The sequence below is a fragment of the Halomonas marinisediminis genome, from assembly GCF_004347715.1.
GTDB lineage: Bacteria > Pseudomonadota > Gammaproteobacteria > Pseudomonadales > Halomonadaceae > Halomonas > Halomonas icarae.
This window is the reverse complement of sequence record NZ_SLTR01000022.1, coordinates 1-24,494: the sequence shown is the minus strand read 5'-3', so window position 1 is coordinate 24,494 and position 24,494 is coordinate 1. Positions and strand designations below refer to the sequence as shown.

The following is a 24,494-nucleotide window of genomic DNA, read 5'->3' as shown; positions in this document are numbered from 1 at the left end:
AACGTCGGGCGCCCTGCCCTCAGGCGTCGACGTCGGACAGCAGTCGCTGGGCCAGATGGCTCGGCGTCAAGGCACGCCGTGCCTGCCAGTAGTAACGACGCCAGTAGCTGTTATTCAGCCTCGAGATCCTCACGCCTTGAGACGAAGAAGCATGCAGGAAGCGGCCCTGGCCGATATAGATGCCGACGTGATGATAGATGCCGGGGGGACGGAAGAACACCAGATCTCCCGGGGCCAGCTCGTCACGCGAGACGGGGCGACCCTCATGCACCTGCTCACCGGTGGTGCGCGGCAGGGAGAGCCGGAAGGTCTCGGCAAAGACATTCTGCACCAGCGCCGAGCAGTCTACCCCATGTCGGGAGGTGCCACCCAGGCGGTAGGGCGTGCCCTCCCAGCGATCATGCTGAGCCAGCAGGGCCTGACGAACCAGGGCGGGAGGCGGATTGCCGAGTCGGCGCGCCTCGAGGATCGGGTTGTCCACCGGTGACATCATGGGATCCCACCCGTCAGGCAGTCCCGGCAGGTCCCGGGCGAAATAGGGGTCGCCAATATCGCGAGACGCACTCTGCGAAGACGTCGAGGCACAACCGGTCAACACGACCAATGACACGACAACCAGCAAGGCGCGATAGGAGGGAGTGACAGCCATAGAGCAACAACCTCTTCCCTGAGCCGCTTGCACCGGCCTCCATGAGCCGGGTAGCGAAAACAACACTATGGCAGTACCACCGGCCAATATCGGTAGCACTGCCATAGCAGCCTGTCAGCGACTCACTGTGATAAAGGGGCTCCCGACAGGTAGAGCCCTGTATTCGACAACACGACTATAAACCAGCAACGCGCCGCTGGCGACTACGAGTCCGCGTCGCGCTTCAGTGCAGCAGGCGTGAGTCGCCCGGCAGGGTATCGATATGCATCGGCGCCCAGTGGCGGGGCCGTGCACCGGGAAACTCCAGGCTGGCCCAGGGACCCGCCAACGGGGGGGCAGCGCTGAGCCAGGCCACCAGCGCCTGGCGCAAGCCGGCCAGGAAGCTCTCCCGTTCAGGCGTCTCTCCCATGAAGAACGAGAAGCCCGCATAAAACCCCCGAGCGTAGGCCTCCCAACCGGAGTAGTGAGACGCCGCGAGGCCGTGGGCTCGCTCCAGCACCCGGTCGAAGTCCGCCGCCTCCAGCCACCCCAATTGACGGGCGGCAACCGCCAGATCCACCGCCTGGGCCAGATCCCAGGCGATCAGGTCGGTGTCGTTGCAGCCATCCTCGTTATCGCGAACCCGCTGCAGACGCAGCAGATGGGTGCGCTCCTCCTCGCTGCACTCGCCGGTCTCCAGGGTGGCGATCTCCGAGGCGAGGCGTGTCGTGTTGAGCGTATAAGGGGCATAGTTGATCTGATACTCCTGGCGATCGCCACTCTCCAGCAGGAAGTTCAGGAACTCGACCAGCTCCTCGGCGGAGTGCAATGCGTAGTGACCATCGACCCACTCGCGAATGGCCACCGCCTCACGCTCGCTCTCGCGATGGGGCAGGCTCCAGGGTGGGCTGTTGAGCGGCCCCACCAGCGACAGCGCGGTAAACTGCGATAGCCTCGGACGCGGGCCCGGCTCGTGCCACTCGTCGACCCGCCAGTCGAGCCAGTGGAACAGGCTGCCGGGATCCTCCAGATGCCAGCGAATCTCCAGGGCGAGTGTCGGCTGCCCCTCCTCCGGCAGCAGCGAGTCCCAGCAGATCCAGGCCTCCAGCAGGCGCCTGGCATCCGGATAAAAACGACACAGCGAGCCTCGCAACGCCTCGGCCAATGCCGCCAGGCCCTCGGCGTCGAAGGCTTCACTGTCGAAGGCCATCTGCAGATAGAAGGCGTACTTCTCGGCCATATGAATGGTGGCCGCATGTCGGCTGGCCTGGCGCAGGGCATTACGCTGGGCAAGGGCATCCGGCTCCGGCCGTCCGAAGGGGGTCTCGGCAGGCGGCAGTGCCCCGTGGGCGGCATCGGCGGCAAGCTGATTCAGATGATGGGCCTCGGCCGGCAGCCAGTAGCGCACCAGCGCCTCGACTCCCTCGTCGGGGTAGAGGTCGAGATGCTCAGCCAGGTAGCTGCGCGCATCGGCACGCCGCGCCGACGTGACGGGCACTGACGCTCCTTGACGCACGGCAAGCTCCGGCTCACGCACCGATGCCAGCGCCAGCACCCAGTGCCGGGCATCGGCACGCCAGCAACGCATCGCCTCTCTGGCAGACCCCATCAGGGTGTCATCCACCAGGCCCTGCAAGGGCACTCGCCAGGGGCTCAAGGGCGACTGCAACAGAAGCCGCCAATCGGCCTCGAAGCTACCCAGCAGATTGCGCCCCTCGAACAGGCTGCGACCACGCTGGAACCCCCTGGCCAGCGCCGACCAGTCGCTATAGCGATGCTGCACCAGATCGGCGGCATGCAAGGCGAAGGCCAACGCCTCCTCGTCCTGCAGCCAGCCCAGACACGCCCCCGACCAGGCCAGGTCGACTAGTCGCAACCAGTCCCAGGCGGCCCACTCCAACGGCTCTCCCTGCTCCAGGAACATCAGCAGGGTTCGACCATAGCGCCGTTCACCCGCCTCCAGTCCTTCGTACCAGGCCCGGCGCGCATCGAGATCGAGAGCCAGCAGCCGCGTGGCATCGAGGTCCCAGCCCTGTCGATCCCCCTGGGCACCCAGCCACAGCAGGACCCGAACCAGGTCGTCCCGGCCATGCACCTGCCAGTCCTCAGCGAGCCACTCGGTCACGCCCGCCCAGTCATGCTCACCGGCAGGCAGCGTCAGCACAGGGGCAAAGCCGGCGCGCAATCGCCATGCCATGGCACCACCGTCACTCGGCCAGAGCACCTCGGGACGATCATGTACCGCCAGCCACTCGCCGAGGCGCTCCCAGGTGATGCCGTCCCCCTCGTGCTCGAGAGCCGCCAAGGCGTCACAGGCCTCCGCGAAACCATCGTCGCCACGCACCCAACCTTCGGCACTACGCGCTCGCCGCAGCGCCTCCAACCAGGCATCCAGGTCACGATGATGGGCGACGATCTCACCCGTCAGCCAGTGCGCCCAGGCACGCGCCTGATTCCGCTCCAGCCACTCCGCGGCACCGGCAAGGGCCGCCAGTTCCAGTGCCGCCAACAGCCTCGCCGGGTCGGCATCGGCACCGCCGATGTCCAGGGACTCGAGCAGTCGCCAGCCGAGCTCGCCGCGATCCGGCACCGCCAGGGTCGACAGGCGCTCACGGGCGTCCTCGGGTGACACGCTGAGCGGGTCGGGATCGAAGGCCCAGCCACACAGCACCAGCTGCTGGGCCCACCAGGCGTTCAGGAGATCGATCAAGGCTCACCTCGAAATCGGGTCGCAAGGGCCGCACGCGGCGGCAGGGTGAAACGGCGTGCCCGACATTGGCCGCCATAAGGTTCATGGCGTCATGATCTGAGGCGCCATGATTCAAGGCGCCATAGTGTAACGGAAAGCGTCTCTGGCGCCGATGGCTCGTGCCATTTTTCCCCTTTCCCGACCCGCTTGGTGCCCCGTACCGAGGCACGGCAGGCTTGGCGAACCGTTTTAAATAATGCACACTGCGTAAAATAAGTCGACATACCCCTCTGGAGGACCCATGGCAGAGCTGCCCGACATCCTGATTCCCAAGGCCTTTATCGCCGGTGAGTGGCGCGACGGTGAAGCATCCTACGCGGTCACCGACCCGGCCAGTGGCGAGGTACTGACCGAGGTGCCCGACCTTGGCGCCGACGCCACCCGCGAGGCCGTGGCCGCCGCCGATGCGGCCTGGCCGGCCTGGAGGAAGCGCACCGCCAAGGAGCGGGCCAATCTGCTGCGCGCCTGGTACGACGCCATCATGGACCATCAGGAAGTCCTGGCACGGCTGATGACACTGGAGCAGGGCAAGCCCCTGGCCGAGGCCCGCGGCGAGGTGGCCTACGGTGCCTCCTTCGTGGAGTTCTATGCCGAGGAGGCCAAGCGCGTGGCCGGAGAGACCCTCCCCAGCCACGGTGTCGACAAGCGCATCCTGGTGTTCCGCGAGCCCATCGGTGTGGTCGCCGCCATCACGCCCTGGAACTTCCCGCTGGCGATGATCACACGCAAGTGTGCCCCGGCCCTGGCCGCCGGCTGTCCGGTGGTCATCAAGCCCGCCGAGGCGACGCCGCTGACCGCCCTGGCCGTGGTGCGCCTGGCCGAGCTGGCCGGCTTCCCCGCCGGGGTAATCAACGTGGTCACCGCCAGCCGCCCGGCCGAGGTCGGCGAGGTTCTGACCGGCGACTCACGGGTACGCAAGATCTCCTTCACCGGTTCCACCCCGGTGGGCAAGCGTCTGTTGGCCCAGTGCGCCGGCACGGTCAAGAAGGCCTCCATGGAGCTGGGCGGCAATGCCCCCTTCATCGTCTTCGATGACGCCGACCTGGATGCCGCCGTCGAAGGCGCCATCGCCTCCAAGTACCGCAACTCCGGGCAGACCTGTGTCTGTACCAACCGCTTCCTGGTCCAGGACGGGGTCTATGACGCCTTTGTCGATAAACTGGCCGCTCGCGTCGCCGAGCTGCGCGTCGGCAGCGGCCTCGAGGAGGGCGTGGTGCAGGGGCCGCTGATCAACGCTGCCGCGGTAGAGAAGGTCGAGGCGCATATCGCCGACGCCCTGGACAAGGGTGGCCGCCTGATGTGTGGCGGCAAGCCCCACGCTCTGGGAGGCACCTTCTTCGAGCCCACGGTGATCGCCGATGCTACCGAGGAGATGGCCGTGGCCCGGGAGGAGACCTTCGGTCCCCTGGCACCGGTGTTCCGCTTCGAAAGTGATGAGCAGGCCATCGCCATGGCCAACGCCACCGAGTTCGGCCTGGCGGCGTACTTCTATGCCAGCGACTATCGCCGCATCTGGCATGCCATGGAAGGCCTGGAGTATGGAATGGTCGCGGTGAACGAGGGCATCCTCTCCACCGAACTGGCCCCCTTCGGCGGTGTCAAGGAGTCAGGGCTGGGGCGTGAAGGGTCCCACCACGGCCTGGATGAATTTACTGAACTAAAATACGTCTGTGTCGGCGGCCTGTAACGGCTCGCCCGATCAACATTCAGGAGGCAACATGACCAACGCAGAACTCAATCAGCTCAAGAAGCGCTATGTCGCCAACGGTGCTGCCAGCCCCTCCGAGCAGTTCGCCGACCGCGCCAAGAACGCCGAACTGTGGGACGCCGACGGCAACCGTTTCATCGACTTCGCCGGCGGCATCGGCGTGCTCAACATCGGGCACTGCCACCCCAAGGTGGTGCAGGCGGTCAAGGACCAGCTCGACAAGGTCATGCACACCTGTCAGACCGTGATGCCCTACGAGGGCTACGTGAAGGTGGCCGAAAAGCTCGCCGCCATCACGCCGGTGCGGGGTGAGGCCAAGGTGATGCTGGCCAACTCCGGCGCCGAGGCGCTGGAAAACGCGGTCAAGATCGCGCGTGCCGCCACCGGTCGCAACAACGTCATCTGCTTCGATGGCGGCTACCACGGCCGTACCTTCATGACCATGGCGATGAACGGCAAGGTCGCTCCCTACGCCACCGACTTCGGCACCATGCCGGGCTGCGTCTTCCGCGCCGGCTACCCGGTGGCCGAGCACGGCATCAGCGAGGAAGAGGCGGTGCGTCGCCTCAAGATGGTGCTGAAGACCGACGCCAACCCCAAGGATACCGCCGCCATCGTGCTCGAGCCGGTGCTCGGCGAGGGCGGCTTCTACCCCGCCCCGCAGAGCTTCCTCGAGAAGATCCGCGAGATCTGTGACGAGCACGGCATCCTGATGATCGTCGACGAGGTCCAGAGTGGCTTCGGACGTACCGGCAAGATGTTCGCCATCGAGCACAGCGGCGTGAAGCCGGACCTGATGACCATGGCCAAGAGCATGGCCGCAGGCATGCCGATCTCCGCCGTGGTAGGCACCGCCGAACATATGGACGCCTCCGGTGGCAACTCACTGGGCGGCACCTACTCCGGTAGCCCGGTGTCCTGCGCCGCCACCCTGGCGGTCATGGAGGTGTTCGAGGAAGAGAACATCCTGGCCAAGAGCCAGGCGCTGGGCGACAAGCTGGCCAAGCGCTTTGCTCAGTGGACCAGCGACTTCGACGCCGTGGTGCACCCACGCAATCTGGGCGCCATGGCCGCCTTCGAACTCAATGGCCAGGATGGTCAGCCGGCCCCCGATCTCGCCGCTGCCCTCTGCAAGAAGGCGAAGGAGAAGGGCCTGATCCTGCTCTCCTGCGGCATGTTCGGCAACACCATTCGCTTCCTGATGCCGGTCACCATCGAGGATGAAGTGCTCGAGGAGGGCCTGGATATCGTCGAGGCCTCTCTCAAGGAGCTGGTGGGTCAGCCTGCGACTGCCTGATCGGCGCCTCACCGCTCAACATCACCGCCCGGCCTTGCGCCGGGCGGTGTTCGTTTGGGGCCTTGTCTTCGGTCGCCGCGCCCGGGAAGATGGCAGCGTCAACCACGAGGCATGACCGTGATTCTGCGAACCCTTTCCCTCTTACGCTCCCTGCAGGGCGCCAGCCAGACCGCCAGCCAGGCCCGAGGCACCGTCCAGCAGGCCAGCGATTACCGCTGGCTGCGCCATGAGCTCCGCCACGGCACACTCACCCACAGCGACGCACGCCTCGCCGACGGCACGCCAGGGGTGGCCATCACCCTCGCCTACCCTGCCACGACCGGCCGAATGGCCGGCGGTAGCTGGCCGGTATCCCCCGCGGCGCGGGAACGCTGCCATGTCGCCGGCCAGCATGCCTGCCGCGCCGCCGGTGCTCCCGCCTATCGCACCCTGGAGAGCCTGTCCCGCGGACTTGCCGAGGGCGGAATCGCCGTGTTGCGCGACGCCGCACGCTTTCAATATCTGCTCGACCGCGATGCCCTGGGGCTCGCCTGGTGCCGGCCCGAGAGCTTGCCGAAGGACCTCTCTGCACGCCTGGCCGAGCCCGGCGTTGAGACCGGCTGGTTACTGCTCGAGTTGCGGGTGCCCGAGACCACACCCCCGCAACGCCTTTCCGGCACCTGGCTGGATACATGTCTTGACCGCTACCGGCGCATCCTCCCCCGCCAGCACTAAGCCGACATTGATTCATAGACCCATGCCTGGATCATGGCTGTCGATACGCCAAATCCACGGAGCTTCTCGATTGTCGAGCGCTAAATGAAGTTCGAGTACCACACTGACGGCTCTGTTTTCATTCGCGAACGGCGAGGCATCAGGGAATCAGCACGGCGGCACCGGTGAGCCGTCCACCGCGAAGGTCGTCAAGCGCCCGGTTGGCCGCTTCGAGGGGGTAGGCACGGGTCTCGGTACGAATCGGCACCTGCGGGGCCAGAGCCAGGAACGCCTCGCCATCCTGGCGCGTCAGATTGGCTACCGATTTCAGCGAACGCTCCTCCCATAGCAGACGATAGGGAAAGCTCGGGATATCAGACATGTGAATGCCACCGGACACCACGCAGCCACCGGGGCGCACATGAGACAGCGCCGTCGGCACCAGCTCGCCCACCGGGGCAAACAGCAGGGCGGCATCCAGCGGTTCGGGTGGTGCCTGGTCGCTGCCACCGGCCCATTCCGCACCAAGTCGGCGGGCGAAGGCCTGGGCCTCAGCGTCATCGGGGCGGGTGAAGGCGAAGATGCGCTGATCATGGTACCTCGCCAGCTGGATCAGGATATGGGCGGCGGCACCGAAGCCATAGAGGCCAATCACCCGAGGCGCATCGCCACCGGCCAGCCGCCAGGTGCGAAAGCCGATCAGTCCGGCACACAGCAGCGGCGCACTGGCCTGCGCATCACCAGCCGGCACCGGGAAGCAGTAGCGGGCATCGGCCACACAGTACTCGGCATAGCCGCCGTCGCGGGTATAGCCGGTAAACTCGGCATGCCGGCAGAGATTCTCCTCCCCCCGTCGACAGGCTGCACACTCGCCACAGGTCCAGCCCAGCCAGGGCACGCCGACTCTGTCCCCCGGCGTCATGCCGGTGACGCTATCCCCCACCAGGGTAACCACACCGATGATTTCGTGGCCCAGCACCAGCGGCAGACGAGGATCGGCGAGCTCGCCATCCATCACATGCAGGTCGGTGCGACACACCCCACAGGCCAGTACCCGCAGCTGGACGTCACCCGGCCCCGGGCGGGGACGAGGCACTGTCTCCCACACCAGGGGCCGACCAGGTGCATGAAGGCGCATGGCACGCATGGTGTCGCTCATCGAAAGCCTCCTGTCGCCAGACTCGGGTCGTTGATGACAGGATAGCCGAGGGCTCACACGGTGACCTTGACCTCGTATCCGGTGTACTTGCGCAGGTTGATCACCCCGCTGTCGAGTATCAGGTACTGCCCCTTGAGGCCGAGCAGGATGCCCGACACCTCAGGCGTCTTGTCGAGGTTATGGGAGACCACCTTGGTGGGGTGCTCCAGCACCGGATACTCCAGGGTCACCGGCGCCTCATTCAGAGCCCGGATGGCATCGGCGCCGAAGCGTTCCCGCAGGTTGGCGAGCCCGCCCTCGAGTCGCGTCAGCAACCGATCCCGTTCGGCGGGCAGGTCGAGCACGGCGGTGTCTCCCTTTAGCATCGCCCGCCAGTTGGTGCGATCGGAGACCTCCTCCTTGAACAGCATCTCCACGAAGCCGGACTGCTGGCGAGTCTCCACCGCCATGATGGGCAGCGCCTGAACCGCGCCCTGATCGAGCCAGCGGGTGGGTACCTGGGTACCCCGGGTAATCCCCACCTTGAGGCCCGAGGCATTGGCCAGATAGACGATATGCGGCTGGAAGCAGTGACGCTCGGCCCACTCCGGTTCCCGGCAGGTACCCGCAAAGAAGTGACAGGTTTCCGGCTTGACGATACAGGTGTCGCACTGGGCGAGCCGCTTGAAGCAGGGGTAGCAGTAACCCTGGGCAAAGCTCTTCTTCGTTGCACGCCCACAGTGGGTGCAGGCGATGGCGCCGCTCCAGGCAAGGGTCAGCGGCCGACCCAGGCGCTCATTGAGCGCCAGACGCTGTTCGCCTGCCCGCAGGGTGTAATGGGCCGGCTCACCGCCCTGCCCCGGAACGATGCCCATCTTGGTCAAGCAGCCCTGCACCTCTCTCGCCACGACCAGCGACTCAGTCACGACCGGCGTCCCGCGCCAGGCCGGCCAGCGCCGGGTCGACGTTCGCGCCACTGCTGGCCCCCCCGCAGGTGCGTCGCTCCAGGTAGCCGACGCGCTCGCTCTCGGGCACGTTGTTCTCCACCTCGTAACGCATCACCGCCTCGAGACAGAGTTCGGTCTGCTCGCGTGTCAGCAGGCGACCGTCGGGCCACTTGCGCAGGGCGACCGCCTGCTTGAGGCTCTCGTAGATGGACGGGCTCATCTGCTGGATCATGCGCTCGAAGGTCATATCACTCATCGTAAGGTTCTCCAGGGAATCGATGCGTCAGCGCTGGTGGCGGGCGCGTCCGGAATGGTACCAGCCCAGGGCCAGGCCCACGACCAGGCCACCCAGGTGTGCTTCGTTGGCTACATTGCCGAAGCCTACTGTGGCTGCCATATCGGTCATGGTGAAGAGCATCCAGCCCAGCATGAACACCACCAGCATCTGCGGCACGAAGAAGCCGCTGCCCGGGGCACGCCGAGACATCAGCCAGACATAGCCGAGCAGCGCGAAGTCAACGCCTGACATGCCACCGAACAGTGCCGTGCCGGCGGCATACTGAGCCAGGTTGGCACCGATGCCGGCGGCAAGCAGAATCGTCAGCATGCGCCGACTCCCCTGCAGCGCCTCCACCTGGCGACCGAAATACCATAGCCAGAGCATGTTGAAGATCAGGTGCATCCAGCCGAAGTGCAGGAAAGCGGGCGACAGCAGGCGCCACACCTGGCCTGAGGCCAGTACATCCGACAGATTTCCCACCGACAGGGTGCCGGCCGGGCTGATTCCCAGCGGCACGATGGCCAGCAGCGCGATCACCAGGTCACCGAATAGCGCCATGGCGGCGAACACCAGCAGGCACAGCCCCAGGGTCGCGGTGGTCAGCGGGGCCTGACGCCACACCGACAGCAGCGCCCCGGCCCGGTCGGGACGGCGAGACGGGGTGCCGCCGGTCAGTGGTTCACCACGCTGCCAGCGTCTGACTACTTCCAGCAGCGCCTCGTGTTGGGCAGGGTCGGCCAGCCACAGCAGCTGCCCCTCCTCCTCGGCAGTGATGCGATGGCCGATCCGCGCGGCCCAGAGGGCACGGCGCAGCTCACGGGTGTCGGCATCCACGGGCAGCAGCATCACTCGATACATGGCATTACCTCGGGGTTGGTGACCCGCCGCCAGTGAACAGCCGGCAACCGTGTGTTAAAAAAACATGTGCTAACCAACCATGTATCAAACAACCTTGCATACAACCATACATACAACCATGCATAAAAAATCCGGCGGAGGGGGCCGCCGGACAAGAGCAAGGGATCATTCAAGGGAACACCTACTCAGATGGCGAATGACGCCGGGAGTTCACCGCCCGACACGATAATTTTGTAACAGTGTGTATCAATCGAGATCGATCTCCCACGGCTGAGGCCTCACCTGCTCCTCCCGGGGCACTCGCAGCCATACGAAGTGGTCGGCGTTCAGCCGCGACTCCCCACTCCAGCGATAGGCGACCAGACGACCGAACTTCACGGCGCTGTAGTCCAGGCAGGCGATATTGGCCGTGGGCAGCGCCGGCATGCCCTCGCACCAGTAGTGACCGATAAACAGCGGTGGCTCATCCAGGCCATAGTGGCACAGGCGGGCCCGCTCCTCTTCGGTCAGGGGACGTTGCTCGAGATCGCCGGGCAGGTTGTCCGGCTGGAACACCACATCGCCCCAGGTTTGTGGTGAACGTGCCCAGAAGTGGGTGCGAAAGCTGCGCCGGGTGAAACCGTCCCCCGAGTGAATCGCCACCCCCAGGGGCAGGGGCATTTGGGTGCCCCGTGTCAGACGATCGAGAATCTTGAAGGCCCGGGTGCCGGGCGCCGTGGACTCGACCAGGAACGCCTGATCCAGGCGAGCGTCGGGCCGGCGCCGATAGAGCTCGTCGATCAGCGCCTGATCCCAACAGGCGTGAACCACCCGCAGGCCGTCGAGTTCCAGACACAGCGGCATCTCCAGGAACCAGGCCAGCGCCTCCTCCCACTCCTGGGGATGATCACGGTACTGCTCGAGCGTCTCGCGAATGATGCGGTTGTTGCGCGGAGAATGCTCGCGTAACCAGTCACGTCCCAGCCCCGAGGGGGCCGGCTGGCAGTAGGTCAAGGCGTTGTATTCATGATTGCCCATCACGATATGCGCCTCGCCCGCCTCCACCATGCGATAGGCGATCTGCACCGCCAGCCGCACGCGCGGCCCCCTGTCGACCAGGTCGCCGAGGAAGATCACCTTGCGTCGCGGGTGTCGATAGACGCCACCTCGCTGGTGATAGCCGAGTTTCTCCAGCAGGGCCGCCAGGGTGGCGCCACAGCCGTGAACATCACCGATCAGGTCATAGCCCTCGAGCCTCGCCCGCTTGTTCACGTCAATCTCCCAGGCGATGGCTCCAGCCCAGCTTGCTGCGCAGGACCTCGTAGAAGTTGTGCCCCACCGGATGCACCAGATGCACCGTCTGAGGCTTGCGGCGAATCACCAGGACATCATCGGGCTTGGCCACCGCCCGGGTCTGCCCATCGCAGCTGATATGCGGGTAGGTCTGGTTGGTCTCACCGATATGAATACGAATCTCGCTGGAGGCATCCACCACGATGGGGCGGCTCGACAGGGTATGCGGGAACATTGGCACCAGAGTGAGCACATCGAGGCGCGGGTGCATGATCGGCCCACCGCCGGAGAGCGAATAGGCGGTCGAGCCGGTGGGAGTGGCGATGATCAGGCCATCGCTGCGCTGACTGTAGACGAACTGGCCATCGAGAAACAGCTCGAACTCGATCATCCTCACCGCCTTGCCAGGGTGCAGCACGACCTCGTTGAGCGCATCGCCACTGCCCATCAGGGTATCGTCACGATAGAGCTCGGCATCGAGCAGGAAGCGCTCCTCTACCTCATAGTGTCCCTCGAGCACCTCCCCGACCCGCTCCTCCAGTTCGTCGGGGGAGATATCGGTCAGAAACCCCAGCCGGCCACGGTTGACACCTAGTACCAGGGTGCCGCTATGACAGAGGGTACGGGCTGCGCCCAGCAGGCTGCCATCGCCACCCACCACGATCACCAGATCGCACAACTCACCGAGCATTCGCCGGCTGGCCTCGGGGTGACCATGGTCGAGCAGTACCGTGGCGGTGCGATCCTCGACGATGACATGTAAACCACGCTCGTCGAGAAAGCGCATCAGGCGCTTGAGGGTTTCGACCACCCCGGCGCTGCCCAGGCGACCGATCAGACCAATATGGTGGAAAGGTGGCGTCTCACGCCCCATCGCCGTTCTCTGTTGGGGTGACATTCGGGGGCCTCTCGCAGCTCAGCGGCTCATTATGGCGAGCGCTCTGCTCACGAGCAAACACGACCTCAGGCCAGCGAGGCAGATCGCCGACGCACCCACCACTCGTTGAGCAACAGTGCCGCCAGGATGATGCCCCCTCCCAACCCGAGACGAACGAGGTCGGCATCCCGATTCCAGATCGCCAGGTTGACCACCAGCCCCGCCGGAATCAGCGCATTGTTCATGATCGCCAGGGCCCCGGCATCGACCCGCACTGCGCCGAGGTTCCACAGGAAGTAGCCCAGGCCGGAGGCGATCAGCCCCAGCCACAGCAACACGCCCCACTGAACGTCGGTAGAGGGAAGCGCGGCGGCATTGCCGAGCAGGGCGAAGGCCGGCACCGCCACGACCAGGGCCCCGAGGTAGAACCAGGCGAAGACGCTGTAGCGCGGCAACGACTCGGGCAGCTCGGCCGACAGCCGTCGATAGCCCACCTGACCAAGGGCGAAGCAGAGGTTGGCGCCCTGCACGACCAGAAAGCCCATCCAGAAGCCCCCGTCAACGCCGTCGTAACGGATCACCGCAGCCCCCAGCACGGCCAGCGTCGCGGTAATCAGATAGAAAGGGGTAAAACGCCCAAAGAGTGCATCGTCGAGCAGGGTAATATAGATCGGCGTGAAGATGGTGAACAGCAGCACCTCCGGCACCGAAAGGAGCAGGAACGACTGGTAGAAGAACAGGTACATCACGCCGAGCTGAACCGCCCCCAGCCCCATCAGCACCCAGCGCTGGCGCCCCTTCAGCAGTCGTGGGCGCAGAAACGGCAGGAAGACCAGCGCCGCCAGTGCAACCCTCATCAACACCGCAAAGTAGCTATCCACCTGACCAGCGAGATAGACGCCGATCAGCGAGAAGGAGAACGCCCAGAGCACGGTAACGCCAATCAGATACCCCACTGGTAAACCTCTTCTAAAAAAAAAGTTTACCAAGCTTACATGCGCGGTATGCAGACTGCCAAGCCTCATGGGAACGAAGTGTCAGACGCTGGAGAGGCGCCACCAGGCATATACCACTCCCGGCACCCATCCAAGCAGGGTCAACGCCAGGGCGATCAGCACGGGGCGTGCCCCCAGCCCGGCAAGCCCCAGGGCCAGTGGAGGCAGCAGGATCGCCAGCATGCGCAGTGCCAGGCGTACACGAGGCGGTGCCTCGAAAACCGCGTCCGGTGACGCCGAGGAGTGACCGACGGCGCCCCCCTCTTGCGCTGGCGGTATAAAGGTACCCACGCTGGCGTCCTTCGCCGAAGCATCCTGTTCATTGGCCTGGGGTTGTTCATGGGACAGAGCTTGACGATGAGCCTCATGGTCGATCTTCTGGTCGATGGCATCGGCCCCCTCGGCCAGCTCGCCATGATAGCGCTCCCAATCCTCCCAGTCGTGGGGCGTACCAGCCCGGGGACGGTGATCGCCAGACTCCCGGGCACGCGCCCAAGCCTTCTCTTCCAGTGTGTTGGGGCGCTCGCGGTCGCGCTCGCCATCCAGCCCCTTACGGGCGAGGTATTCGCGTGCATCCATGGATAACCTCCAGGGAACATAAGATGGTGATAGGTTTGAGGGAGTGATGGCATCCCGGGTTCCCCGGGACCACAAGCGTTGAAGGTGGCTCGCCCGGACACGACGGAGAACCGTCACGGTCGGCTATGCTAAGGGCAAACCGGCACAAGGAGACCCTCATGGCCAACAAGGCTCCCACCATCGTACGTGAGATCATGTCCCGCGACTGCTACCGGGTCACCAACAAGACCTCGGTCGCCACGCTGGCCCAGGGGCTTGCCCTGCACCGCCTGCCCGGCGCACCGGTGGTCGATGGAAACGACCAGCTTATCGGCTTCATCTCGGAGCAGGATGTGATGGGCAAGGTGTTGGAGAGCGCCTATCTCAACGACGAGCCGCCGCTGGTCAGCGACCTGATGCGCCATGAGGTCCTCTCGGTGTCACCCACCAAGAGCATCACCGACCTGGCCCAGGAGATGCTCGGCAACAAGCCCAAGGTCTATCCGGTCGTCGAGCAGAATCGGCTGGTAGGCATCGTGACCCGCCGCGACGTACTCGACGCCATCCTGCGCATGCGTCACCGCTGACCGCTGACCGCTGACCGCTGATTGATAAGTAGCATTCAACTGGCATCCCTTTCTTGCCCCGTCGACCGGCGGGGCGAACATGTTGGTGCCAGCAGACCTCACCCCCTCAAGCCACCCTCTTGCCATCGGGAACGGCCGCATCGACCCAGAAAAAAGAGGCCGCTCCCGAAGGAACGGCCCAAGATGCGATCGAAACTGCCAGCGGAGCAACAGTGTTAGCGACTGCTATCGCGACTGGCTGTACAGAATCAGACAGCCCTTGGCGAGAAAGTTCGCGACAAGCCAAAATTTTTTCAATTTTTTCGAGCGGAGCGCCAATGAAAACAGCTGCTTGACGCCGTTCCAGCAATATATCGAACAAACTGATAGTGAAGTCCACACACCATCAGGCCGGCAGATCAGGTCCAGCAACGGTCTCGAAGCTCCCGGCAAATGCCTCAAAACAACGGGTTATCGACGCAGAACCAGGAAACCCACAAGACGGCTTGCATTAGGCAAGGTGTTGGTTTTACTATCGAAAGCGCCTCGCGGGTGTAGCTCAATGGTAGAGCAGAAGCTTCCCAAGCTTAAGACGAGGGTTCGATTCCCTTCACCCGCTCCAGTAGCCATCCAAGCCCTTGAAATTGCTGAAAAAAGCCACCACTCAAGGGGTCAGTGGATGCAGAAATGGCTACACAAATGGCTACACCTACCCTTCCCTCCCAGGTGAAGCCCTCAAGCCCGCACCACTGATATTGATCTGATCCCTGCGCCCATGGCTGCCCTATCAGCCGTATACGAGCGCGTAGCACCGAAGTCAGAACATCATGGCAAGAGGCAAACGACCTGATCCCCGTTACCTGCGGCAGCGTGGCAACGTCTGGTTCTTCCAGAAGCGGCTCTCCCCCACCCTCTCCGAGCACCTCGGCAAGAAGGTCTTCCAACAGACCACCAACACTGGCGACCTCGATGAGGCCTGTCGTGTCCGTGACCGGCTGCTGGCCGATCTCTCCGACCTTGAGGCCGAACTGAAGGGCCAAGCGAGCACGGCACAGAGAAGGCAGCTGTTCCTCAACACGCTGGAGAAGTTGAGGGCAGCACACGCCGAACTACAGCAGCAAGCCACCGACGATGGCATTCCCTTAGACATCACCGATGTACTCGATCCCGAGCGACTCCCTCCGGTCGAGCGAGATGCCCTTGTGGCTGTCAGCAAGGCCAGCCCTCCGGCCCAGTACCGCCTGTCCCTCCGAGCCACCCTCGAAGACTGGACGAACTCCCCACTGGTCGAACGCAAGCCGACGACCGTCTCGAAAAACACCCGCTCGGTGGAGCTGTTCCTATCGTCGGTGAAGCTGGAGGACATCCAACTAGAGGCCATCACCCGCAAGCAGGTCAAAGAGTTCGTCACTCAGCAGCTCTCCCAGGGCAAGACCCGGCAGACAGTTGCTAACTACCTGGCGGGCTTGTCCGCGATCTGGTCTCACGCGGTCGAGGTGATGGAGGAGGAGCTGGAACGGGACAACCCCTTCAAGGGCCACAACCTCAAGCCGAAGGCGACGGTGAAGAGTTATGACCAGTTCACCAGGGCTGACGTACAGGCGATCTTCCGAGCCACTCAGGATCAAAGCGGCTTGGAGTACCTCCTGCCTCGCCTGGGTTTCTACACGGGAGCCCGAATCGGCGAGCTATGCTCTCTGCGCGTAACCGACATCCAGCAGCGCCAGCGGGTTTGGTGTCTGGTGATCCGCGAGGGCAAGAATCGGAATGCGGCTCGCGAGGTGCCGATTCACCCCGAGCTGCTCCCTCAGGTGAAGGCACAGCTGGAGCGAGCCAGGGCTGCCGGTAGTGAACTCCTCTTCCCCGAGGTCGCTGCCTCCAAGCGTAAGGACGCCAGAAGCGGAGCCAAGTTCTCTCAGTGGTTCTCACGGCTCCTCAAGAAGACGGTCAAGCGCGGGGAGCGTCGGCTCGGCTTCCACTCCTTCAGGACGACCGCCATCACGATCATGGGCGATGCCGGGGTGAGCGAATCCGTCATCGTGTGGATCACAGGCCATGAGCGAGGGCTCACTACCGCTAACAAGGTCTACAACCGGGGACCGACCTTCAAGACACGCCTGGAAGCGGTCGAAACGATCAGGGTCGATGCGCTGCACTGATATGTCGGCCACGGAAGGCCAAGCACAACCTCTGGCGAGCATATGCTGTGCAATCTTGCGAAATCGCCAGAGGAGCCTCTCTGAGGCGAGATACTGCCCCTCCCTATCCAACCCTTCCTGATAGTCGAATCGCCGCCCAACGAGCCTCTCCGAGCGAAGTAGATTAGGTGACAGTTTAGGAGAAGAAGGCCAGATGCCAGCGTGAGCCACTTCCTGCGTGAAGCTCACTAATACCGCTGGTCTGATGGAACACTTCCGGCTGCGGCCAGTGATCTTCTGGGACTCGACCATAATGCTGAGGTCAGCTCAGGGCGGGATACGCTTCTACGACCAAAACGAACTACTGCAAGATCCCAGCAAGATCGACGACGTTCCAATTAAGTGACAGTTATAGAGAAGAAGAGGCACGTTCAATTCGTGTCACTTTCCCGCAAGACCTCACCAGAGGACGCATCCACAGCGGTGCCTCCTCGAGGCCTATATCCTTTGAGTTTCCGGCATGAGCTGTATGAACGCATCGTGTTAGTTGCCATCCACACCGAAGTGATGATGACGACCACCACGGTGGCAGTTGAGGCAGACGTGAACCGGACAAGACTGGCGTAGATGAATTGAGGGGGCACTACGTCGAGGTCGGCTACATCTGACATGGTGTCGGGTGGTGGGTATAGAGGGGGCGAAGCCCCACCTAAAGGTGGGTCTTATAGAACTTATAGTTCTTCTATAAGATAACTAATATCTAATTATTATTATGATAATCAATAATATAGATCTCTATCTTAAAGACCTACATCAAGAACTCTTGTGGATACACCATAGGATCAACCTACAGTGACTACCACAAGTTCACTTGATGACTCACTACACAGATTCTGACACGAATAACGATGACGGTGATGATCCCCGTTGTCGGTAATTCCCTGTCAGAGCCCATAGCTTCTGTCAGCCACTCCCAGGCTGACTTCAAGTCAATCTTCCAATCAAACCCAGTGACATCCTCGAAGGCGACTGGTCAGGTAGGCGGTATGCGTCCGCTCACTGGTCCGTCTGCCTGAGAGGGAGCCAGTCGCTTTCGAGAATGAGGACGTATGCATGACGATACCTTCCATTACCATCTACACCGATGGAGCCTGTCCGAACAACGGCTCAGAGTTTGCTTCTGGTGGATGGGCTGCAGTTCTTGAGGCATCAGGTAAGCAGCTCCGTATCAGCGGCCACGAGACCCCTTCCACCAATAACCGGATGGAACTCACCGCCATCCTTGAGGGCTTGAAAGCCATCAGTGCTGAATGCGCCAAGGTGAAGCTCTATACCGACAGCGCCTACGCCCGAAACGGCTGCAAGACCTGGAGACACGACTGGAAGCGCAGAGGCTGGCGGAGAGCCAAGAACAAGCCCGTGGAAAACGTGGACCTATGGAGAGAAATCGACCATTTGCTGGACCGCCACGAGGTCGAGATTCGGTGGGTTAAAGGACATAGCGGACATCCACAGAATGAGCTTGCTGACCGTCTCGCGGTTGCCGCTTCCCGTGGCCAGACCATAAGTCAGTACCGAAAGGAGGGAGACTACCAATTCAGTCTGAAAGAGCTGACAGAAAAGAAGAAGGACGCAGAGGCATGAACAATACACCAACCCTGTCATTTATCTTCGAGGGTAACCCTGTCCGCTCCGTTCTGATTGATGGTGATCCCTGGTTCGTTGGCCGTGATGTGGCCACAGTTCTCGGATACGCCAAGCCAGAGAATGCTATCTCACGCCACTGCAAGGGTACCCTGAAACGGGGTATCCTTACATTGAGAGGTGTGCAAGAGATGGCCTTCATTGCTGAGAGGGATGTTTACCGACTCATCTTCAGCTCCAAGCTCCCGGCTGCCGAGAGATTCGAAGAGTGGGTCGTATCTGAGGTGCTGCCTTCTATTCGCAAACGTGGGGTGTACCTCGAAGGGCAGCAGAAGATCAGAGCTGAACTATTAGATGCTCTAGCTGAGAACATCCGCGACAAAGCATTACCGGCACTCAGAGAGTTCTGACCGGAGAACAGAGCACCTTCACTGGCTAGCTCTCAGAAAGCCTCAAGAACATAAGCGACGGTACCAGCTAGCTGTGGACTCGATAGCTCTCGACTTTGACTTGCCTCGCTCTCTTGTTGAGGCACTGACACGATATGGCATGAGTGCGATTACTACTGATTAGGAGCCCTCAGTGGAAGAAAAATTATGGGAGTACAGACAAGAAGCCACTGCCCTACCCCATGTCCGCAAGCAGATCACACCTGAAGTAAAAGTCCGAAAACCTAGCCAGCCGATGAAGCCTGGCGAGCATCAAGGGGCCACAGCCAATGAGCGAATCCAAGCGTACATTGAAGGTTCGTTCAGCAGGAGGTAAGCCATTGGAGGGGTAATCCACTGGTGCCCCCAAAGGGGGAGTCGAACAGTCGAACTCCAGAATTTTTCACCACAAAAATCTGAGGTGGTATGTTGCTGGTACGTCAACTCTCACTCCCCCCGTTACCCCCACCGCAACGTCTAAGTTTCAGCCCTGCCCTCTTTCCTCTCATCCCATCCGTATACCCCTAGCTCATCACCGTTCTCCACCAGCAGAACCTCTCACTGACCGCCGAGGCACAGGCCGCCAAGAACATCGCCAAGAACCTCGCCAAGCTGATCGAGAACGAGACTGGGGAGACCAAGTAATGAGCAACCAACTGACTACCTTCGACTTCAACGCCCTGCCTGTCCGTGTGGTGGAACGCGAGGGTGAGCCTTGGTTCTTGGTGAGGGATGTGTGTGACGCCCTTGGCATCAGTAACGTCACTGACGCCACCCGTAATATCAAAGACGACCGTAAACTTCGATTGAATCTAGGTTTGCCCGGACGCGCTCCTCTGGCTGTCAGCGAGGCAGGTCTCTACGACTTGGTTCTCCAGTCCCGCAAACCTGAAGCCGTCAAGTTCAAGGAGTGGGTGACTGGCACTGTCCTCCCGGCCATCCGAAAGGACGGTGGCTATGTGATGGGCGAGGAGAAAGTCGTCACTGGCGAGATGTTCAAGGAGGAGTTAATCCTCCATCTCATCGGTGCCAACGCGAGCCGTCGCATGGATATGACCACTGGGTGGCTCAAAAGGTACACCCTGTGAGCCATGCTGGAGAGCATCCCCGCAAGGTGGATCATTTTCGTTGACAAGCTATGAGCCACCACCTATATTCTGAGCCATAGGAAATGAGCCACCCAAGGGGAGATCCAAGCATGTCCGCGATCATCGCCTACACCCGCGTCAGCACCGACGAACAGACCATCAACGCCCAGCGCCACACCATCGAGAACCGCTACAAGGTGAACAAGTGGTTCAGCGACGAGGCGACCTCGGGGGCCATCAAGGCCAAGGACAGGAAGGGCTTCGGGCAGCTCCTGGGCTACGTCAGGGAGGGAGATACCGTGGTGGTCTACGCCATCGACCGTCTGGGCCGGGATACCATCGACGTTCTGGAGACAGTCGAGAAGCTGAAGGCCAAGGGGGTCGCGGTGGTGTCCATCCGTGAGGGGTTCGACCTGTCCACTCCTATGGGCAAGGCCATGTTGACCATGCTGGCAGCCATGGCGGAGCTGGAGCGTTCCAACATCAAGGCGCGGCAGATGGCCGGGATCGAACGGGCCAGGGCTGAGGGGAAGAGCCTGGGGCGTGAGAAGGTGATCGATGATGCCGCCGTGGCCCAGTGGCGTCAGAAGAACAGCGCCAGCATCAAAGCCACAGCGGAGCACTTTGGGATCTCAACGGCGTCGGTGAAGAGGGCTTGTCGTACCCTGAAGGTGGCCTCTTAAATTTTCCAAATTGTCGACATTTTTAATAAGCGTCGACTTTTGATGAGGCGATTATTTTTTCCTCCAGTCGCTATATTCCATGGCCTCCATGAACGGGCAGTTGTTACCTTGCCAGTTCCAAGAGACAACACGGTTCGTTTCATCATCGACCTCAAGAATCCGATCACATGATCCCTGCATCATGTATCCACCGGTCGTCGTTGAGGTAGAGCTAAAGGAGCCGAACGATGAGACGCTGCCCGTTGTCGTGGTGGTCGATGGAATGTACGCAGACTTGTTGTGCCTCCAGAGGTACAGCGTGTTGCCATTGAACTCTCTCTCGGCATCAGGGTAGCCCCATTGGGTCACCACTTGATCCAGATGAGCCCCTTCCCAAGACTGCATGATCCCATTCATGGTTGAGGTGGTCGAACACCCCGAGATAGCCAGGGTAGTGGAAGCGATTAGTACGCGCATTCTTACCTAACACCGAACATCACAATGAACACACGCTGTGATGATACCAGTCACCAGAAAAGTGGCTCAATCAATGATGATGATGTGATGAGTACACACTCTGCCCACCACCGTAGTAGCTGGTCATCAGGTGGTGGAATGCCTCCTCACACTTCTCGTTGTAGACCGTCTCATCGAAACTCTCGGGCAGCCCACGGTCGAAGACGATCTCCAGGGTACGGCGGACATCACCCTTGGCTTGGGACTTCTTCCGCCAGTCCAGTACTAGCTTCTCCTCCTTGAGGGTCACCAGCAGTTCCCGACACATGGCCTTCACCTGGGCCACCTCCTTGTCGGTCATCTCCGGTGCTGGCTTGGTGATGATGTCGAACAACGCCAGTTCCTCCTCGGTGAGTCCCTCGCGGATCGCTCGCTGGTCCTCCTCCTGAAGCTCCTCGGTGAATTCCATCAGCTGTTGGAAGAACGCCTCAATGTTCATGCTGCCGGAGTTGTACTTCTCGATCAGCTTCTGCAGTTTCTCCATGAAGTCGGAGCGGCTGGGGTTCTTGGCTACCATACTCTCCAGCTTCTGGTTCAGCAGTGCCCTGAGCTTCTCGGACTCGGTACGCTTCTTACCGCTGTTGAATCGCTCCTTGAGCTTCTCAAAGTCGATCTGACTGAGATCGAAGAGCTTCTCCTCATCAGTATCCTCGATAACATAGGGAACCGGAGCGACCGACTGATCCAGCAGGTCGTCCACGTCCTTCATTACCTGAGAGATATCCACCTCGGGCTCAAGGGCTTTGATCTTCTGGGCCAGCACGGACAGCAGCACCGCATCAGGGGCCAGATCATTTGCTGAGGGATCAGGGAGGATGGCTCGATAGACTCGGGAAGTGGCCCTGGCGAGGTTCGAGAAGGCCTTCTTGGTCTCCTCACTCTCAAGTAGCTTCTCCACGGCATCATCCAGCAGGGCAACCTTATCGAAGCCTCCTGCTGCCTTGATCGCCTCAGGGTCAATCTGCTTCTCGGTCAAGAAGGTGATAGCCTTGGCCAACAGATGCTTGAGGTACTCCACTAGCTCAGCCTTCTGCTGGATCGGGCTGCTGCCGTCTTGCGGCGGTTGATCACCGTAGCCAGCCGGGGACTCACCGACCTTGGAAGGGGCTGCACCACCATAGATGGCCAGCGCTTCCTGTAGCTTCCTGAAGACCCCTGCATAGTCCACGATCAAGCCCGCTTCCTTGCCGGGATACTTGCGGTTGGCCCTGGCAATAGTCTGCATCAGGGTGTGGTTCTTCATCGGCTTGTCGAGGTAGATGGTGGAGCAGGACGGCACATCGAAGCCAGTGATCCACATGGCACAGACGAACACCAACCGTAGCGGTCCATCAGGATCTTTGAACTGCTCGTCGAGGTCTTCCTCTACCATGCGCTTACGGTGAGGCAGGATGTCGAGCCCCTTGTCCGCCAGCTCCTTTATCTCGTTCTGGCCTTGTGAGACCACCACCGCCATATCGGTTGTCTCCAGCACCTTGATCTTGTGCTTGAGAGCCTCCTGTTGGTCCTTGGGAGCCGATGCCAGGTCTGCCCGTAGTTGTGCCAGGTAGCCCTGCCAGTGAGCCTGTACCTTGTTGTACATCTTCACGGCGGTGGCCTTGTCGATACAGACCATCATTGCCTTGCCCTGGTGCCCTCTGCCGACGAAGTGCTGTACCAGATCCTCGGCAATGGCTTCCAGACGGTCATCACGTGTGATCAGGTGATACTCACGGGCGAAGACCCGCTCGACCTTCTTTTCCTGATCAGCATCCAGTTCGGCATCTTCCAGCAGCCGAGTGAGATCCTCGTTGAGGTTCTCGTTGATCAGCTGCAGCTCAGGGATGCGGTTCTCATAGTAGAGCGGCACCGTGGCCCCATCGGCGATGGACTGCCCGAAGTCGTAGACCGAGATGTAGTCACCGAACACCTCCTTGGTCTTCTCCTCACCGGCCATCAGTGGCGTACCGGTGAAGCCCAGGAAGGCAGCATGGGGCAGGGCCGTTCGCATGTTCATCGCCAGGGTGTCGTACTGGGAACGGTGGGCCTCGTCGGTGATAACGATGATGTCTTGGCGGTCGGAGAGCTTGGGGTAGGTCTCTCCCTTCTTGGTGCCGAACTTCTGGATCAAGGTGAAGACGTAACGGTGATCCTCGCTGAGGAGCTGCTTGAGGTGGGCACCGCTCTCGGCATGGGCCTCCACCTCGTTGACTGCACCCGTGGCGGCGAAGGTCTTGTAGATCTGCTCGTCCAGCTCGTTGCGGTCGGTGACGATCACGAAGGTCCAGTTGCCGGGGATCGTGCGGTGAATCTTCTGGGTGAAGAACACCATGGAGAGCGACTTGCCTGAGCCCTGGGTATGCCAGAAGACCCCCAGCCGACCCGCCTCACCTGTAGGTCGATCCTTGATCCGCTGCAGCTCGGCGATGGCCTTGTTCACCCCGAGGTACTGGTGGTTCTTGGCGATCTTCTTGATCGTGCCGCCCTGAACCTCCTCGAACACCGTGAAGTTCTCCACGATATCCAACAGCCGTGTTCGTTCGGCAATCCCTCGGATGGCGGTCTCCAGGGACACCACGCCTTTCTCACCCTCATCGTTGATTCGCTTCCACTCGAAGAGATGCTCCCAAGGGGAAAAGGTGCTGCCCACCAGGGTCTCTGAGCCGTTGGAGAGCATCACCACGGCGTTGTAGGTGAATAGCTGGGGGATCACTGAGCGGTAGTCGCTCAGGTTGCCGTCATAAGCGGCCTTAAGGGTCTTGTGGCTGGCCTTCAGTTCCACGAACAGCAGCGGCAGCCCGTTCACGAAGCCGACCAGATCGGTGCGCCGAGTATGCAGCTCACCCCGCACCCAGAATTGCGAGGTCAGCAGAAAGTCGTTCTCCTCGGGCTTGCTCCAGTCGATCACCTGCACGGTCTCGATAGCGGTGCCACCATCGTCTTCGGACACTTCAACCTTTACACCATCCTTGAGCAGCCGGTAGACCTCCAGGTTGGCGTTCACCGGAAGCAGCTTGGAGCGGTCTCGGGTCAACTCCTCGATGGCCTTCTCCAGGGCATCGGCGGGCAGCTCGGGGTTGAGTTTCTCCAAGGCTACCCGCAGCCGAGGCACCAGCACCACATCCTGCTGGGTCTGCCGTCCCTCGCTCGATACCGTTCCCGACCATTCCCCGTAGAGGTTGGCGGTGTCCCACCCCAGGTCAGCGAACAGCTCGATGGCGGGCTGCTCGACCAGGGCATCCTCGGAGTAGGCATAAGCGGGGGATGGCGGGGGAGTCATGCGGCTTCGACCTCCTTGTCGTTGGGCATGGGGATATTGGATACGTCGATCTCACCGGAGACTAGCTTTGGCAGCAGCAGGTCGCGCTGAGCGCGGAGGTTAATGTTCTTGTCTGAAAGCACTCGTATTGTAGTGGTCAAGTATTTTTGGCCACTGAGTTTTGAGCATTCCAGTAGTTCTTTTCTGCCACATT

The 24,494-nt window shown here is 61.7% G+C and carries 22 protein-coding genes, 1 tRNA gene and 1 pseudogene; 10 read left to right on the top strand and 14 right to left on the bottom strand.

The window, feature by feature from the left end:
* Positions 1–19: 19 nt before the first annotated feature.
* Positions 20–649, bottom strand: coding sequence for a C40 family peptidase (locus E0702_RS14065; RefSeq protein ID WP_132044911.1), 630 nt, complete (start codon positions 647–649; stop codon positions 20–22).
* A gap of 223 nt (positions 650–872) precedes the next feature.
* Positions 873–3,338: a DUF1266 domain-containing protein gene (locus tag E0702_RS14060; protein WP_132044909.1), complete on the bottom strand. Its 2,466-nt coding sequence runs from the start codon at positions 3,336–3,338 to the stop codon at positions 873–875.
* Positions 3,339–3,618: 280 nt separating this feature from the next.
* Between E0702_RS14060 and E0702_RS14055 the strand changes: the two genes are divergently transcribed.
* The 3 genes from E0702_RS14055 to E0702_RS14045 all read left to right on the top strand — a co-directional run bounded on the left by E0702_RS14055 (position 3,619) and on the right by E0702_RS14045 (position 7,096).
* The gene (locus E0702_RS14055) at positions 3,619–5,064 is read left to right on the top strand and encodes an NAD-dependent succinate-semialdehyde dehydrogenase (protein ID WP_132044907.1); all 1,446 of its coding nucleotides are present in this window, start codon (positions 3,619–3,621) and stop codon (positions 5,062–5,064) included.
* Positions 5,065–5,095: 31 nt separating this feature from the next.
* Positions 5,096–6,382 carry a 4-aminobutyrate--2-oxoglutarate transaminase gene (gene gabT / locus E0702_RS14050; protein WP_132044905.1) on the top strand — a complete coding sequence of 429 codons (1,287 nt, stop codon included), beginning with the start codon at positions 5,096–5,098 and terminating at the stop codon, positions 6,380–6,382.
* A 117-nt stretch (positions 6,383–6,499) separates the two neighbouring features.
* The gene (locus tag E0702_RS14045; RefSeq protein ID WP_132044903.1) at positions 6,500–7,096 is read left to right on the top strand and encodes a hypothetical protein; all 597 of its coding nucleotides are present in this window, start codon (positions 6,500–6,502) and stop codon (positions 7,094–7,096) included.
* A 139-nt stretch (positions 7,097–7,235) separates the two neighbouring features.
* Here E0702_RS14045 and E0702_RS14040 read toward each other — a convergent pair whose 3' ends face one another.
* From E0702_RS14040 to E0702_RS14005, 8 genes are all read right to left on the bottom strand, one after another.
* On the bottom strand, positions 7,236–8,234 hold the full coding sequence (locus E0702_RS14040; protein WP_205741935.1) for a zinc-dependent alcohol dehydrogenase family protein: 999 nt from the start codon (positions 8,232–8,234) through the stop codon (positions 7,236–7,238).
* A gap of 53 nt (positions 8,235–8,287) precedes the next feature.
* Positions 8,288–9,088, bottom strand: coding sequence for a DUF2797 domain-containing protein (locus E0702_RS14035; RefSeq protein ID WP_132044959.1), 801 nt, complete (start codon positions 9,086–9,088; stop codon positions 8,288–8,290).
* Between the two features lie 43 nt (positions 9,089–9,131).
* Positions 9,132–9,416: a YeaC family protein gene (locus tag E0702_RS14030; RefSeq protein ID WP_132044901.1), complete on the bottom strand. Its 285-nt coding sequence runs from the start codon at positions 9,414–9,416 to the stop codon at positions 9,132–9,134.
* Between the two features lie 27 nt (positions 9,417–9,443).
* Positions 9,444–10,298: a rhomboid family intramembrane serine protease gene (locus tag E0702_RS14025; RefSeq protein WP_132044899.1), complete on the bottom strand. Its 855-nt coding sequence runs from the start codon at positions 10,296–10,298 to the stop codon at positions 9,444–9,446.
* 246 nt (positions 10,299–10,544) lie between these two features.
* The gene (locus E0702_RS14020) at positions 10,545–11,549 is read right to left on the bottom strand and encodes a metallophosphoesterase (protein ID WP_132044897.1); all 1,005 of its coding nucleotides are present in this window, start codon (positions 11,547–11,549) and stop codon (positions 10,545–10,547) included.
* A 1-nt stretch (position 11,550) separates the two neighbouring features.
* The gene (locus E0702_RS14015) at positions 11,551–12,468 is read right to left on the bottom strand and encodes an NAD(+) kinase (RefSeq protein ID WP_237561906.1); all 918 of its coding nucleotides are present in this window, start codon (positions 12,466–12,468) and stop codon (positions 11,551–11,553) included.
* Positions 12,469–12,533: 65 nt separating this feature from the next.
* Positions 12,534–13,403: a carboxylate/amino acid/amine transporter gene (locus tag E0702_RS14010; RefSeq protein ID WP_132044895.1), complete on the bottom strand. Its 870-nt coding sequence runs from the start codon at positions 13,401–13,403 to the stop codon at positions 12,534–12,536.
* An 81-nt stretch (positions 13,404–13,484) separates the two neighbouring features.
* Complete coding sequence (locus tag E0702_RS14005) at positions 13,485–14,021, bottom strand: YqaE/Pmp3 family membrane protein (RefSeq protein ID WP_132044893.1); 537 nt, start codon at positions 14,019–14,021, stop codon at positions 13,485–13,487.
* A gap of 158 nt (positions 14,022–14,179) precedes the next feature.
* Here E0702_RS14005 and E0702_RS14000 point away from each other — a divergent pair, with 158 nt between their 5' ends.
* Positions 14,180–14,587: a CBS domain-containing protein gene (locus E0702_RS14000; protein ID WP_132044891.1), complete on the top strand. Its 408-nt coding sequence runs from the start codon at positions 14,180–14,182 to the stop codon at positions 14,585–14,587.
* 106 nt (positions 14,588–14,693) lie between these two features.
* On the opposite strand, the gene E0702_RS13995 is transcribed toward E0702_RS14000, so the two are convergent.
* A complete protein-coding gene (locus E0702_RS13995; protein WP_132044889.1) occupies positions 14,694–14,966 on the bottom strand; it encodes a hypothetical protein in 273 nt (90 codons plus the stop codon).
* Positions 14,967–15,114: 148 nt separating this feature from the next.
* Between E0702_RS13995 and E0702_RS13990 the strand changes: the two genes are divergently transcribed.
* From E0702_RS13990 to E0702_RS13965, 6 genes are all read left to right on the top strand, one after another.
* A tRNA-Gly gene (locus tag E0702_RS13990) sits at positions 15,115–15,188 on the top strand.
* Positions 15,189–15,393: 205 nt separating this feature from the next.
* A complete protein-coding gene (locus tag E0702_RS13985; RefSeq protein ID WP_132044887.1) occupies positions 15,394–16,725 on the top strand; it encodes a site-specific integrase in 1,332 nt (443 codons plus the stop codon).
* Positions 16,726–17,817: 1,092 nt separating this feature from the next.
* A complete protein-coding gene (rnhA, locus tag E0702_RS13980) occupies positions 17,818–18,348 on the top strand; it encodes a ribonuclease HI (RefSeq protein ID WP_132044885.1) in 531 nt (176 codons plus the stop codon).
* Positions 18,345–18,758 (top strand): BRO-N domain-containing protein, encoded by a 414-nt coding sequence (locus E0702_RS13975; protein ID WP_132044883.1) that lies wholly within the window; start codon positions 18,345–18,347, stop codon positions 18,756–18,758. Before rnhA ends, E0702_RS13975 begins: the two co-directional genes overlap by 4 nt.
* A gap of 662 nt (positions 18,759–19,420) precedes the next feature.
* Positions 19,421–19,864, top strand: a complete 444-nt coding sequence (locus tag E0702_RS13970; protein ID WP_132044881.1) for a BRO-N domain-containing protein — start codon at positions 19,421–19,423, stop codon at positions 19,862–19,864.
* A gap of 110 nt (positions 19,865–19,974) precedes the next feature.
* Complete coding sequence (locus E0702_RS13965) at positions 19,975–20,547, top strand: recombinase family protein (RefSeq protein WP_132044879.1); 573 nt, start codon at positions 19,975–19,977, stop codon at positions 20,545–20,547.
* Positions 20,548–20,598: 51 nt separating this feature from the next.
* Here E0702_RS13965 and E0702_RS13960 read toward each other — a convergent pair whose 3' ends face one another.
* The 3 genes and pseudogenes from E0702_RS13960 to E0702_RS19570 all read right to left on the bottom strand — a co-directional run.
* Positions 20,599–20,931 carry a hypothetical protein gene (locus E0702_RS13960; protein WP_132044877.1) on the bottom strand — a complete coding sequence of 111 codons (333 nt, stop codon included), beginning with the start codon at positions 20,929–20,931 and terminating at the stop codon, positions 20,599–20,601.
* A gap of 142 nt (positions 20,932–21,073) precedes the next feature.
* Complete coding sequence (locus E0702_RS13955) at positions 21,074–24,301, bottom strand: type I restriction endonuclease subunit R (protein WP_132044875.1); 3,228 nt, start codon at positions 24,299–24,301, stop codon at positions 21,074–21,076.
* A pseudogene (locus tag E0702_RS19570) lies at positions 24,298–24,494 on the bottom strand (hypothetical protein); the annotation flags it as partial. The pseudogene E0702_RS19570 and the gene E0702_RS13955, both read right to left, overlap by 4 nt.